This is a genomic window from Streptomyces sp. NPDC001868, assembly GCF_040297125.1.
In the GTDB taxonomy this organism is placed as follows: domain Bacteria; phylum Actinomycetota; class Actinomycetes; order Streptomycetales; family Streptomycetaceae; genus Streptomyces.
The window spans coordinates 50,523-64,014 of record NZ_JBEOYO010000054.1 but is presented as its reverse complement, the minus strand read 5'-3'; the positions used below and the strand labels follow the sequence as shown (position 1 = coordinate 64,014).

Below are 13,492 nucleotides of genomic sequence, written 5' to 3'. Positions count from 1 at the left end.
TCCGCTCGCGTTCCGCGGCAGCGCAGCCCCTGCTTTTTCAGGGGCGCGGGGAACTGCGCGACCAGCCCCCACCGAACCCGCACCCGAACTCCGCCCCCAGGGGGTCGAAGGGGCGCAGCCCCTGGGGATGGGACGGGTAGGGGCGGCGGGGGCGAGCGAATCCAGCCGCCTCCCGAAGGCTTCCACCCCCGGGTGCGGCCAGGCACTGTAAGGGGTACGTACCCCCAAGGCGCACCCCGCCGGCAGTCCCCCCAAGGCGGTGACAGGCACATGGCACAAGACCCCCGCTTCGACTGCGGCCACCTCTGCCTGGACTTCCTCGCGACCACCCACCCCGAGGAACAACTCGACACCCCGGACAGACTCCGCACCTGGATCACCGCCGCGGGCCTCGTCCCCGACGGCACCCCCCTCGACCACATCACCCCACCCTGGCTCACCGGCTTCAGAGAACTCCGCGGACACATCGGCCAGTTGGTACGAGGCGACCAGGACCGCACACCGGACTCCCGCCCCTTCGACATCTCCCTGGCGAGAGTCAACGAGCTGGCCCGAGCCGCCACCCCGGCCCTCCGAGCCGTCCGCACGGACGACGGCACCCTCACCCGCGCGCTGGACCACGTCCCCGACTGCGCCGCCCTGCTCGCCCTGATCGCCCGCGACACCGTCGAGTTGCTCACCGACCCGGCCGCCTGCGCGGGCCTGCGCCAGTGCGCGGGCGACAACTGCCCCATCGTGTACGTCGACACCTCACGGGGCCGGCGCCGCCGCTGGTGCTCCAGTGAAATCTGCGGCAATCGGGAACGCGTGGCCCGCCATCGCCGTCGAGCGGCCCTGGCCCGCGCGTAGTTGGGGTGGATTTGCCCACCGGCCTTACCCAGTCCGGCAGTTGGGCAAACCCCGGGTAGCCGTAAAGAAGCAGCAGTGCTGTTTTTCACATCGCGACTCGGGTGTCTTCACAATTCCCGTCCATGCGTGCCGGTTTAAGCGCGGATATGGACGCACTTGTCCCTCACCTGCCCCACCTTCCCCACATTGAATCGAGAAAGTTGTGGCTCAACTCTGAACACACAACTGGTTACCTACGTATCCCGATGTGAGCGACCGACTGGGGGAACCCCCGGACACCGGAGGTAGCCGTGCGCAAGGATTCCGCTGTGGCCGATGAACGCCCGCACAGGGCCCGACATCGCGCATCACAGCCCTCAGAGCCAGACGAGGAGCTGATGCGCGCGCTGTACCGCGAGCACGCTGGACCCTTGCTCGCGTACGTGCTGCGTCTGGTCGCGGGCGACCGCCAGCGTGCCGAGGACGTTGTGCAGGAAACTCTCATCAGGGCCTGGAAGAACGCCGGTCAGCTCAATCGGGCGACCGGATCGGTACGCCCCTGGCTGGTGACGGTCGCACGCCGCATCGTCATCGACGGCCACCGCAGCCGGCAGGCCCGGCCGCAGGAGGTCGACCCGTCGCCGCTGGAGGTCATCCCCGCGGAGGACGAGATCGACAAGGCGTTGTGGCTGATGACACTGTCGGACGCGCTGGACGACCTGACCCCTGCCCACAGGGAGGTCCTGGTCGAGACCTATTTCAAAGGGCGTACGGTCAATGAGGCGGCCGAGACGCTTGGCATCCCCAGTGGCACCGTCCGCTCCCGGGTGTTCTACGCCCTGCGGTCGATGAAGCTGGCTCTAGAGGAGCGCGGGGTGACGGCATGAGCAACATCTACGGGGGGTACGGTCCGGGAATGCCCGGGTCTGTGCAAGGAGCCCAAGGTTCCGGTGACAACATCCATGAAACCGTCGGCGCGTACGCCCTCGGGATACTGGACGACGCCGAAGCCACACAGTTCGAGATGCATCTCGCCACGTGCGAGTGGTGCGGCCAGCAGCTGGACGAGCTGGCCGGTATGGAACCGATGCTGGCCGCGCTCGCGGACCTGCCCGCCGCTCAGGGCACACCCGCGATCGGCGAGTCCCTGTCCGCGAAACCGACCACCGGCCTCGCGGACCGCCTGGTCGGCGAGGTCGTCCAGCACCGCGCGAAGAAGAGCCGACGCAACTTCTTCATGCTCGCGGCCGGTGTCGCCCTGATCGTCGGCGGCCCGACGGCCGTGTTCGCGACGACGGGCGGCGGGGACGACGACCCGAACAACAAGCCGCTGGTCGCCAGCCCGGCCCAGGACGCCTTCACGCACATGAAGGCGAAGGACAAGGTCTCGGGCACCGACGCGTCCACCCAGGTCACCGCCACGGTCGGCATGGAGTCCAAGGCCTGGGGCACGCACGCGGTCCTGGAACTGAAGAACGTCAAGGGCCCGGAGAAGTGCTCGCTCATCGCCGTCGGCAAGAACGGCGAGCGCGAGACGGTCACCTCCTGGTCCGTCCCGGAGTGGGGCTACGGCATCAAGAGCGCCAAGACCGAGCAGGCCAGGAACCCGCTCTACGTCCACGGCGGCGCCGCCTTCACCCCGGACGAGATCGACCACTTCGAGGTCCTGACCTTCAGCGGGAAGAAGCTCGTCTCGGTCAAGGCGTGACACACACGAGATGACACATCGAGACAAGTGGTGAAGGGACCCCGGTCGGGCGCATAGCCTGTCGGGGTCCTTTTCGCGTACGGTGGACGGCTGCCCAGCACGTCAGAAGGGGGCCCGGGTGGCCGCTCAGGTTCAGCAGGAAACGCTCGACTCCGCTCACGACTCGGTACGTGAGAAGGAGATCGGCGTCGAACAGGAACATCTGGACCGGGTGTACCGGCGCCTCGAGGAGAAGATCCACGAGGCCGAGTTCCTGATGAACGACGCGGCCCAGCGCGGCCAGGTCGGCACCCCCGGCGCACTCGCCGAGCGGGACGCCCAGGTCTTCCGCGCCGGCATCCATCTGAACCGGTTGAACAACGAGTTCGAGGACTTCCTCTTCGGCCGTATCGACCTGCTCCTCGGCAAGGACGGCAAGAAGGGCCCCGACGGCGCGTACACCGCCGTCGAACCGGCCGAGGGCGCCGTCCGCCCCGACAACACCGCCGACATCGCCGAGACCCTCCACATCGGCCGGATCGGCGTCCTGGACTCGGAGTACGCGCCGCTGGTCATCGACTGGCGGGCCCCGGCGGCCGCCCCCTTCTACCGCTCGACCCCGGTCGACCCGGGTCGGGTCGTACGCCGCCGGGTCATCCGCTCCAAGGGCCGCAAGGTGCTCGGCGTCGAGGACGACCTGATGCGCCCCGAGCTGACGGCCACCCTCGACGGAGGGGCACTGCCCGTCATCGGCGATGGCGCCCTCATGGCCGCCCTCGGCCAGGCCCGCAGCCACACCATGCGCGACATCGTCGCCTCCATCCAGGCCGAACAGGACCTGGTCATCCGCGCCCCCGCCGCCTCGGTGACCTACGTCGAGGGCGGCCCCGGCACGGGCAAGACGGCCGTCGCCCTGCACCGCGCCGCCTACCTCCTCTACCAGGACCGGCGCCGGTACGCGGGCGGCATCCTGATCGTCTCCCCGACCCCGCTGCTGGTCGCGTACACCGAGGGCGTCCTGCCGTCCCTCGGCGAGGAGGGCCAGGTCGCCATCCGCGCGATCGGCTCACTCGTCGACGGCGCCGAGGCCACGCTGTACGACTCCCCGGCCGTGGCCCGCGCCAAGGGCTCGTACCGCATGCTCAAGGTGCTGCGGAAGGCCGCCCGGGGCGCCCTGGAGTCGAGCGAGGCACCCACCCGCCTGCGGGTCGTCGCCTTCGGCCGCCGCATCGAGCTGGAGGCCGCCGACCTGGACCGCGTCCGCCACAACGCGCTCGGCGGCACGGCCCCCGTCAACCTGCTGCGCCCCCGCGCCCGCAAGCTGCTCCTGGACGCCCTGTGGGCCCGGTCGGGCGCGGCCGGCCGCCATACCGACCCCGAGCTCGCCGCCGAGCTGCGCTCCTCCTTCGACGAGGACATCACGAGCGAGGACGACTTCATCGCCTTCCTCGACGCCTGGTGGCCCGAGCTGACCCCGCGCGGAGTGCTGACGGCCATGGCCGACGAGCGCCGCCTCGGCCGCTGGGCCCGCCGCATCCTCAACCCTGGCGAGGTCCGCCGGGTCGCCCGCTCCCTGAAACGGGACGGCCTCTCGGTCCACGACGTCGCCGTGCTCGACGAACTCCAGGCGATCCTCGGCCTCCCGTCCCGCCCCCGCAAGAAACGCGAGTACGACCCCCTGGACCAGCTGACGGGCCTGGAGGAGCTGATGCCCGTACGCGAGGAGACCCAGCGGGAGCGGGCCGAGCGGCTGGCGCAGGAGCGGACCGAGTACGCGCACGTCATCGTCGACGAGGCGCAGGACCTGACGCCGATGCAGTGGCGGATGGTGGGCCGCCGGGGCCGCCACGCCACCTGGACGGCCGTGGGCGACCCCGCCCAGTCGTCCTGGTCGGACCCCGACGAGGCCTCGGAGGCCCGCGACGAGGCCCTGGGCTCCCGCCCGCGCCGCCGCTTCACCCTGACGGTCAACTACCGCAACCCGGCCGAGATCGCCGAACTGGCGGCGAAGGTGCTGGCCCTGGCCATGCCCGGCTCCGAGTCCCCGAGAGCGGTCCGCTCCACGGGCGTCGAGCCCCGCTTCGTCACGGCCGCCCGCGACACCCTGGCCCGCACGGTCCGCGCGGAGGCGGCCCGTCTGCTGGACCTCGTCGACGGCACGGTCGGCGTCGTCGTCGCCATGAACCGCCGCGAGGAGGCCGCCCGCTGGCTGGCCGGCCTCGGCGACCGCGTCGTCGCCCTCGGCAGCCTGGAGGCGAAGGGCCTGGAGTACGACGCCACGGTCGTCGTCTCCCCGGCGGAGATCGCGGACGAGTCCCCGGCGGGGCTGCGTGTGTTGTACGTCGCACTCACCCGGGCGACGCAACAGCTCACCCTGGTGTCGGGGGAGCGGGACGAACCGGACGAGAAGGGCGTCCCCGACCTGCTGCGGGACTGAAAGGCAAAGGGGCGCAGCCCCGTGCCTTTCAGGGGCGCGGGGCAGTGCCGATATGCGGCTCCGCCGCGTGGGCGCGAGCAACCACACACCACCCGCACCCGCCGACGCACCATCAACTCCCCGAACTCCTAGGCGCCTGTTAGCCTGGTGGTGGCACCGGCTCGATCCAAGCCCCCGGGCCCAACCTTCGTCGCTACGAGCGACCACTTGCCGCGAGGCGAGCATGGCGGGTCGGTGCCACTGAACGCAGAAGGAACGCGAAGAGGTCCACGTCAACTGTGACGTGGACCTCTTCGCGTTGAGAACAAAACGTTCGCAATCCCACGCGGCTAACGCCTACTCGGCGGTAGGTGCGACGATCGGACGGCGAAAAGAGCCAAACGCAGTAGCAGCGAAAGCAGAGGAAGTCGGCCATGGCAACGGCGCCCAGCGTCTCCTACTCGATGACGGTCCGGCTGGAGGTGCCCGCGAGCGGAACCGCGGTCTCCCAGCTCACCGGAGCCGTCGAGTCCCACGGAGGCTCGGTGACCGGCCTCGACGTGACCGCCTCCGGCCACGAGAAGCTCCGTATCGACGTCACCATCGCCGCCACCTCCACCGCGCACGCCGACGAGATCGTCGAGCAGCTGCGCGGCATCGAGGGCGTCACGCTCGGCAAGGTCTCCGACCGTACGTTCCTGATGCACCTCGGCGGCAAGATCGAGATGGCGTCGAAGCACCCCATCCGCAACCGTGACGACCTCTCGATGATCTACACCCCGGGCGTGGCCCGTGTCTGCATGGCGATCGCCGAGAACCCCGAGGACGCCCGCCGCCTCACCATCAAGCGCAACTCCGTTGCGGTCGTGACGGACGGCTCCGCCGTGCTGGGCCTCGGCAACATCGGCCCCAAGGCCGCGCTGCCCGTCATGGAGGGCAAGGCGGCCCTCTTCAAGCGGTTCGCCGGCATCGACGCCTGGCCGCTCTGCCTGGACACCCAGGACACCGACGCGATCGTCGAGATCGTCAAGGCCATCGCCCCCGGCTTCGCGGGCATCAACCTGGAGGACATCTCCGCGCCGCGCTGCTTCGAGATCGAGGCCCGGCTGCGCGAGGCCCTCGACATCCCCGTCTTCCACGACGACCAGCACGGCACCGCGATCGTCGTCCTCGCCGCCCTCACCAACGCACTTCGCGTCGCGGGCAAGGGAATCGGGGACATCCGCGTCGTCATGTCGGGCGCGGGCGCGGCCGGTACCGCCATCCTCAAACTGCTCATCGCCGCCGGTGTGAAGAACGCCGTCGTGGCCGACATCCACGGTGTCGTGCACTGCGACCGCGCCGACCTGGTCGACGCCGCAGCCGACTCGCCGCTGCGCTGGATCGCCGACAACACCAACCCCGAGGGCCTCACGGGCACGCTCAAGGAGGCCGTGCGCGGCGCCGACGTGTTCATCGGTGTCTCGGCCCCGAACGTCCTCGACGGCGACGACGTGGCCGGCATGGCCGACGACGCGATTGTGTTCGCACTCGCGAACCCCGACCCCGAGGTCGACCCCGCTGTCGCCCGGCAGACGGCGGCTGTCGTGGCCACCGGCCGCTCCGACTTCCCGAACCAGATCAACAACGTGCTGGTCTTCCCGGGTGTCTTCCGCGGTCTCCTCGACGCCCAGTCCCGGACCGTCAACACCGAGATGATGCTCGCTGCCGCGAAGGCCCTCGCGGACGTCGTCACCGAGGACGAGCTGAACCCGAACTACATCATCCCGAGCGTCTTCAACGACAAGGTCGCGGGCGCGGTCGCCGGCGCGGTGCGCGAGGCCGCGAAGGCGGCGTCGGCCTGAGCCGTGCTGTCACGGTCGGCCCGAGCCGTGCTGTGACAGTGGCCACGGCCCGGGGCCATCGGCGCGTCGCGGGGCCGGAGGGCTTGTGCCGCCCTTTAGTGTGGCGGCCAAGCTCAGGCCTGTCGCGACTCCCAAGGGTGTTCGTGTGACTCCCAGGGGTGCTGGATTGGCTTTCCCGCCGCAGGTGAGTGCAGGATGCGTTTCTGGGCGCGAGGGTCTGACGACGGACCCGGGTCCGCCTCAACGGCAAGAAGAACACGGGAGTAACAACATGAACCGCAGTGAGCTGGTGGCCGCGCTGGCCGACCGCGCCGAGGTGACTCGCAAGGACGCCGACGCCGTGCTGGCCGCGTTCGCCGAGGTTTGCGGCGACATCGTCTCCAAGGGCGACGAGAAGGTCACCATCCCCGGCTTCCTGACCTTCGAGCGCACCCACCGTGCCGCTCGCACCGCTCGTAACCCGCAGACCGGCGACCCGATCCAGATCCCGGCCGGCTACAGCGTGAAGGTCTCCGCGGGCAGCAAGCTCAAGGAAGCGGCGAAGGGCAAGTAGCCTTGCCGTCCGTCCTTCCGGGGATGGTGTGGCGCGCGTAGAACGCCTGATGGGGGCGGCACCTGGTCTTCCAGGTGCCGCCCCCATCGTGCGTGTGCGGCTGCGGGTCCGTCGTGGCTGGTCGCGCAGTTCCCCGCGCCCCTGAGAAGCGGGGGCTGCGCCCCCTGCTTCTCAGGTGGCTCAGCCCAGCGCCTTGCCCGGCAGTTCCACCTTCGCGCCCAGCTCCATGAGCTTCTCCATGAAGTTCTCGTAGCCGCGGTTGATCAGCTCGATGCCGTGGACGCGGGAGGTGCCCTGGGCGGCGAGAGCGGCGATGAGGTAGGAGAAGCCGCCGCGGAGGTCGGGGATGACCAGGTCGGCGCCCTGGAGGCGGGTGGGGCCGGAGACGACGGCCGAGTGCAGGAAGTTGCGCTGGCCGAAGCGGCAGTGGGAACCGCCGAGGCACTCGCGGTAGAGCTGGATGTGCGCACCCATCTGGTTCAGCGCCGAGGTGAAGCCCAGCCGGGACTCGTAGACCGTCTCGTGGACGATCGAGAGGCCGGTGGCCTGCGTCAGCGCGACGACCAGGGGCTGCTGCCAGTCGGTCTGGAAGCCCGGGTGGACGTCCGTCTCCAGCGCGATCGACTTCAGCTGGCCGCCGGGGTGCCAGAAGCGGATGCCCTCGTCGTCGATCTCGAAGGCCCCGCCCACCTTCCGGTAGGTGTTCAGGAACGTCATCATCGAGCGCTGCTGGGCGCCCCGGACGTAGATGTCGCCCTCGGTCGCCAGCGCGGCGGACGCCCAGGAGGCGGCCTCCAGGCGGTCCGGGAGGGCCTTGTGGTTGTAGCCGCCGAGCGAGTCCACACCGGTGATGCGGATCGTGCGGTCGGTGTCCATCGCGATGATGGCGCCCATCTTCTGCAGGACGCAGATGAGGTCCTCGATCTCGGGCTCGATCGCCGCGTTCGCGAGCTCCGTGACGCCCTCCGCGAGGACGGCCGTGAGCAGCACCTGCTCGGTCGCGCCCACCGACGGGTACGGCAGCTGGATCTTCGTGCCCCGCAGCCGTCGCGGCGCCTCCAGGTACTGGCCGTCCTCCCGCTTCTCGATCTTCGCGCCGAACTGCCGCAGCACCTCGAAGTGGAAGTCGATCGGCCGACCACCGATGTCACAGCCGCCGAGGCCGGGGATGAACGCGTGGCCGAGGCGGTGCAGCAGCGGGCCGCAGAACAGGATCGGGATGCGCGACGAGCCCGCGTGGGCGTCGATGTCGGCGACGTTCGCGCTCTCCACGTTCGTCGGGTCCATCACCAGCTCGCCCGGCTCGTCACCCGGACGGACCGTTACGCCATGCAGCTGCAGCAGCCCGCGCACCACCCGCACATCGCGGATGTCGGGCACATTGCGCAGCCGGCTCGGACCGCTGCCGAGCAGCGCGGCGACCATGGCCTTGGGTACGAGGTTCTTCGCACCGCGGACACGGATCTCGCCACTGAGCGGGGTGCCGCCGTGTACAAGCAGTACGTCGTCAGAGCCGTTGACGGTCATGGATCTCGCGTTCCGTGGAGTTGGGCAGAGGCTTTCCGGCGTGGACGGACGGCCGGCGGACCCGTTGTGCGGGGCCGGCGCGCCGTGGGCCGGAGAGCTAGCGTAATCGCCGCCCACCCCCCTTCCGTAAGCCCAAGTGCTTCTCAGCCACGTCATGGGTTTGCCACAACACGAACCGTTCATCACCGGCCACACGGGGTCACCGGTACGGCCGTGCGCCCCGGCCGCTCCCCTGCGCCGTGAGCTGCGTTCACACCGCTCCCGGCATTGCCTCCCCGCGCGCGGGCAGGATGCGGGATCATGTCTGGCATGACCGAGGTGTCCTCGCTCACAGGGCGGCTGCTCGTGGCCACGCCCGCCCTGGCGGACCCGAACTTCGACCGCGCTGTCGTGCTGCTCCTCGACCACGACGAGAAGGGCTCGCTCGGCGTGGTCCTCAACCGGCCCACCCCGGTGGACGTCGGCGACATCCTGGAGGGCTGGGCGGACCTCGCCGGCGAACCGGGGGTGGTCTTCCAGGGCGGTCCGGTGCAACTGGACTCGGCGCTGGGGGTCGCGGTGATACCCGGCGGCGGCTCCGTGGACCGGGCCCCGCTCGGCTGGCGGCGTGTGCACGGCGCGATCGGCCTCGTCGACCTGGAGGCCCCGCCGGAGCTGCTGGCCTCCGCGCTCGGCTCGCTGCGCATCTTCGCCGGGTACGCGGGCTGGGGGCCGGGCCAGTTGGAGGACGAACTGGCGGAGGGGGCCTGGTACGTCGTCGAGTCCGAACCCGGCGACGTCTCCTCGCCCTGCCCGGAGAGACTCTGGCGCGAGGTCCTGCGCCGCCAGCGCAGCGAGCTCGCGATGGTGGCCACCTACCCGGACGACCCTTCGCTCAACTGATGCCTGTGAGCTTCAGTACCCTTGGCGTCATGAGCACTCTTGAGCCCGAGCGCGGTACTGGTACGGGGACCCTCGTCGAGCCGACGCCGCAGACGTCGCACGGCGACGGCGACCACGAGCGCTTCGCCCACTACGTCCAGAAGGACAAGATCATGGCGAGCGCCCTCGACGGCACGCCCGTCGTGGCGTTGTGCGGCAAGGTGTGGGTCCCGGGTCGCGACCCGAAGAAGTACCCCGTGTGCCCCATGTGCAAGGAGATCTTCGAATCCCTCGGCGCCGGCGGCGACCAGGGCGACGGCAAGAAGTAACCCGGGGCGCGATCAGCTCGGGAGCACCCTGGTTCATCGGCGGGTGCGGGTGAGTGGGGCTGGTCGCGCAGTTCCCCGCGCCCCTGAGAAGCAGGGGCGCGGGGAACTGCGCGAGCAACCGCACACCACCCGCACCCGCCGACGCACAGGTGCCCCCGAGCTCTGTCGCGCCCTTTCGCCCCCTCCCCGTTGCACAGAACGCTTCCAGGGATCACAAGGTGGTTGAGACCTCTTGTGGTCATGTCCATGTACTCCCTAGCCTCCGGTGTGTTGTACAGAGCAGAACGCCCGTTGCAGAGAACGCAACGCTCCGCTCCCCCCTCCGGAGGACCCGCTTCATGAAGCTCGCCACCAGACTCGTCGCACCCGTAGCGGCCCTGGCCCTCGCCGGCCTGGCCGCCTGCGCCCCGCAGACCTCCGACAACTCGTCCTCCCAGGAGGACGAGAAGACCGGCACCCTCCGGGTCTGGCTCTTCCAGGAGGTGAGCAACGAACCGAAGCAGAAGGTCGTCGACAAGGTGGTCTCCGCCTTCGAGAAGGCGCACGACGGCGCGAAGGTCAAGGTCGAGTACATCCCCGTCGAGACCCGCGCCCAGCGCATCAAGGCCGCCTTCAACGACCCCAAGAGCGCCCCGGACCTCATGGAGTTCGGCAACACCGACACGGCCGGCTATGTGAAGGACGGCGGACTCGCCGACGTCACCACGGACTTCAACGAGTGGTCCGAGTCCAAGGACTCCGACCCGACCGCCAAGACCTCCGTGACGGTCGACGGCAAGATCTACGGCGCGCCCTTCTTCGTGGGCGTCCGCGCCCTGTACTACCGCACCGACATCTTCGAGGAGCTCGGCCTCGAACCCCCGAAGACCCTGGACGAACTGACCGCCACCGCCAAGCAGATCCGCGCCGCCAAGCCCGACCTGTACGGCCTCGTCGTCGGCGGCGCCTACACCTACGGCGCCATGCCCTTCGTCTGGGCCAACGGCGGTGAGATAGCGGAGGGCAAGGGCGGTTCGTACGCCTCCACGATCGACAGCGCGGCCGCCCAGAAGGGCATCGAGGCGTACACCTCGCTCTTCGGCGACGACAACTGCCCCGCCGCCAAGTGCGCGAGCATGGGCGGCAACGACACGGTCACCGCGTTCGCCGCGGGCAAGGCGGGCATGGCGATCGGCGGTGACTTCAGCCACGCGGCCGTGGAGGCCGGCAAGGTCAAGGGCAAGTACGCGGTCGTACCGCTGCCGGGTGTGAAGTCCGGTTCGGTGGCCCCGGCCTTCGCGGGCGGCAACAACGTCGGCGTCCTGAAGAGCACCACGCACCGCACTCTCGCCGTCGACCTGATGAAGCGGCTGGCGTCCAAGGAGACCCAGGGCGAGCTCTTCGACGCGATGGGTTTCCTGCCGACGTACACCGACGTACGGGCCGAGGCGGCCAAGGAGGAGCCGTTCATCGAGCCCTTCGTCAAGACGCTGTCCTCCGGCACCAAGTTCGTGCCCGCCTCGCCGGCCTGGGCGCAGATCGACGCGTCCCTGGTGCTGCCGACGATGTTCCAGCAGGTCGTCAGCGGCAAGAAGGACGTGGCGGCGGCTTCGAAGGACGCGGCGAAGCAGATGAACGATGCGTTCAGCTCCGCTGGTTGAGCCGAAGGCGCCTGCGGGGGTGGGGGGTGCTGAGCGTCGGCGAGCGCGGGTTCGTCGTGGCTTGTCGCGCAGTTCCCCGCGCCCCTTGCGGGGCGGGGGTGGGTGGGCTCCATGGGTTTATCTCGCCCCCGCCCTCGTCGTCCTGGGGGGGCTGTTGGTCTACCCCGTCTACCAGCTCGGCCTGATCTCGCTGCTGGAGTACACGCAGGCACAGGTCAGCGGTGGGGAACCGACCAGCTTCCAGGGCTTCGCGAACTACGCGGAGCTGTTCGGGGACCCCGAGTTCTGGCAGGTCCTGCTGGCCACGGTCGTCTTCGCGGCGGCCTGTGTGGTGTCCACGCTCGCCGTCGGGTGCGCGCTGGCCGTGCTGCTGACACGAGTACGGGCCGTGCCGCGGCTCGCGCTGATGCTGGCGGCGCTCGGCGCGTGGGCGACCCCCGCGATCACCGGCTCCACGGTGTGGCTGCTGCTGTTCGACCCCGACTTCGGTCCGGTCAACCGCATCCTGGGCCTCGGTGACCACTCCTGGACGTACGGGCGGTACAGCGCCTTCTTCCTCGTCCTGCTCGAAGTGGTGTGGTGCTCCTTCCCGTTCGTGATGGTGACCGTCTACGCGGGCATCCGCTCCGTACCCTCCGAGGTGCTGGAGGCCGCGGCCCTGGACGGCGCCTCGCAGTGGCGGATCTGGCGGTCGGTCCTCGCGCCGATGCTCCGGCCGATCCTCGTCGTCGTGACCATTCAGTCGATCATCTGGGACTTCAAGGTCTTCACCCAGATCTATGTGATGACGGGCGGCGGCGGTATCGCGGGCCAGAACCTCGTCCTGAACGTGTACGCCTACCAGAAGGCCTTCGCGTCGTCGCAGTACAGCCTCGGTTCGGCGATCGGTGTGGTGATGCTGGTGATTCTGCTGGCGGTCACCCTGGTGTATTTGCGTCTGCTGCGCAGGCAAGGGGAGGAGCTGTGAATTCGTCGCGTTTCCTCCAGCGGCCCTGGCGGCTCGCCGCGGAGGCGTCGGCCCTGGTCATCGCGGTCGTGGTGGCGTTCCCGCTTTACTGGATGGCGCTGAGCGCCTTCAAGCCGACGGGTGAGATCGAGTCGGCCGAGCCCCGGCCCTGGACGCTCGCGCCGACGCTCGATTCCTTCCGCCGCGTCTTCGGGCAGCAGGAATTCGGCCGCTACTTCGTCAACAGCCTTGTCGTCGCCTGCACGGTGGTGGTCGTCTCCGCGCTGATCGCGTTTCTCGCGGCGACGGCCGTCACCCGATTCCGCTTCCGTTTCCGCACCACCCTGCTGATCATGTTCCTGGTGGCCCAGATGGTGCCCGTGGAGGCGCTCACCATCCCGCTCTTCTTCCAGATGCGGGACTTCGGCCAACTCAACACCCTGGGCGCGCTGATCCTGCCCCACATCGCCTTCTCGCTGCCGTTCGCGATCTGGATGCTGCGGGGCTTTGTGAAGGCCGTACCGGAGGCGTTGGAGGAGGCGGCCTATCTCGACGGGGCGAGCCGTTCCCGATTCCTCTGGCAGATCCTTTTCCCCCTCGTCTTCCCGGGGTTGGTGGCCACCAGCGTCTTCTCCTTCATCTCCGCCTGGAACGACTTCCTGTTCGCCAAGTCGTTCATCATCAGCGACACCTCCCAGTCGACCCTGCCGATGGCTCTCCTGGTGTTCTACAAACCCGAAGAGCCGGACTGGGGCGGCGTGATGGCGGCGTCCACGGTGATGACCGTTCCGGTGCTGATCTTCTTCGTACTCGTACAGCGACGACTGGTCTCCGGACTGGGCGGCGCGGTCAAGGACTGAC

Annotated in this window: 12 protein-coding genes; 11 read left to right on the top strand and 1 reads right to left on the bottom strand. The window is 69.4% G+C overall.

The genetic code is table 11. The annotated features are described in order from the left end of the window. Positions 1-270: 270 nt before the first annotated feature. The 6 genes from ABT147_RS38600 (at position 271) to ABT147_RS38575 (ending at position 7,328) form a co-directional block, all read left to right on the top strand. Complete coding sequence (locus ABT147_RS38600) at positions 271-849, top strand: CGNR zinc finger domain-containing protein (RefSeq protein ID WP_351415295.1); 579 nt, start codon at positions 271-273, stop codon at positions 847-849. A 290-nt stretch (positions 850-1,139) separates the two neighbouring features. Continuing rightward, positions 1,140-1,715: a sigma-70 family RNA polymerase sigma factor gene (locus ABT147_RS38595; RefSeq protein WP_013003188.1), complete on the top strand. Its 576-nt coding sequence runs from the start codon at positions 1,140-1,142 to the stop codon at positions 1,713-1,715. Positions 1,716-1,744: 29 nt separating this feature from the next. Beyond that, a complete protein-coding gene (locus ABT147_RS38590) occupies positions 1,745-2,536 on the top strand; it encodes an anti-sigma factor family protein (protein ID WP_351415292.1) in 792 nt (263 codons plus the stop codon). Between the two features lie 118 nt (positions 2,537-2,654). Then, positions 2,655-4,952: a HelD family protein gene (locus tag ABT147_RS38585; protein ID WP_351415290.1), complete on the top strand. Its 2,298-nt coding sequence runs from the start codon at positions 2,655-2,657 to the stop codon at positions 4,950-4,952. Positions 4,953-5,365: 413 nt separating this feature from the next. Further along, a complete protein-coding gene (locus ABT147_RS38580; RefSeq protein ID WP_351415288.1) occupies positions 5,366-6,775 on the top strand; it encodes an NAD-dependent malic enzyme in 1,410 nt (469 codons plus the stop codon). Positions 6,776-7,046: 271 nt separating this feature from the next. Further along, positions 7,047-7,328, top strand: a complete 282-nt coding sequence (locus tag ABT147_RS38575) for an HU family DNA-binding protein (protein ID WP_351415285.1) — start codon at positions 7,047-7,049, stop codon at positions 7,326-7,328. 180 nt (positions 7,329-7,508) lie between these two features. On the opposite strand, the gene murA is transcribed toward ABT147_RS38575, so the two are convergent. After that, entirely contained in the window at positions 7,509-8,855 is a 1,347-nt protein-coding gene (murA, locus tag ABT147_RS38570; RefSeq protein WP_033524988.1) for a UDP-N-acetylglucosamine 1-carboxyvinyltransferase, read from the bottom strand. Positions 8,856-9,164: 309 nt separating this feature from the next. Here murA and ABT147_RS38565 point away from each other — a divergent pair, with 309 nt between their 5' ends. The 5 genes from ABT147_RS38565 to ABT147_RS38545 all read left to right on the top strand — a co-directional run bounded on the left by ABT147_RS38565 (position 9,165) and on the right by ABT147_RS38545 (position 13,491). Then, positions 9,165-9,737, top strand: coding sequence for a YqgE/AlgH family protein (locus ABT147_RS38565; RefSeq protein ID WP_351415283.1), 573 nt, complete (start codon positions 9,165-9,167; stop codon positions 9,735-9,737). A 29-nt stretch (positions 9,738-9,766) separates the two neighbouring features. Next, on the top strand, positions 9,767-10,045 hold the full coding sequence (locus tag ABT147_RS38560; RefSeq protein WP_351415281.1) for a DUF3039 domain-containing protein: 279 nt from the start codon (positions 9,767-9,769) through the stop codon (positions 10,043-10,045). A 338-nt stretch (positions 10,046-10,383) separates the two neighbouring features. Continuing rightward, positions 10,384-11,685, top strand: a complete 1,302-nt coding sequence (locus ABT147_RS38555) for an extracellular solute-binding protein (protein ID WP_351415279.1) — start codon at positions 10,384-10,386, stop codon at positions 11,683-11,685. Then, entirely contained in the window at positions 11,663-12,652 is a 990-nt protein-coding gene (locus tag ABT147_RS38550) for a carbohydrate ABC transporter permease (protein WP_351415277.1), read from the top strand. Before ABT147_RS38555 ends, ABT147_RS38550 begins: the two co-directional genes overlap by 23 nt. After that, positions 12,649-13,491: a carbohydrate ABC transporter permease gene (locus ABT147_RS38545; protein WP_351415274.1), complete on the top strand. Its 843-nt coding sequence runs from the start codon at positions 12,649-12,651 to the stop codon at positions 13,489-13,491. The genes ABT147_RS38550 and ABT147_RS38545 overlap by 4 nt, the downstream gene beginning before the upstream one ends. Position 13,492 lies beyond the last annotated feature (1 nt).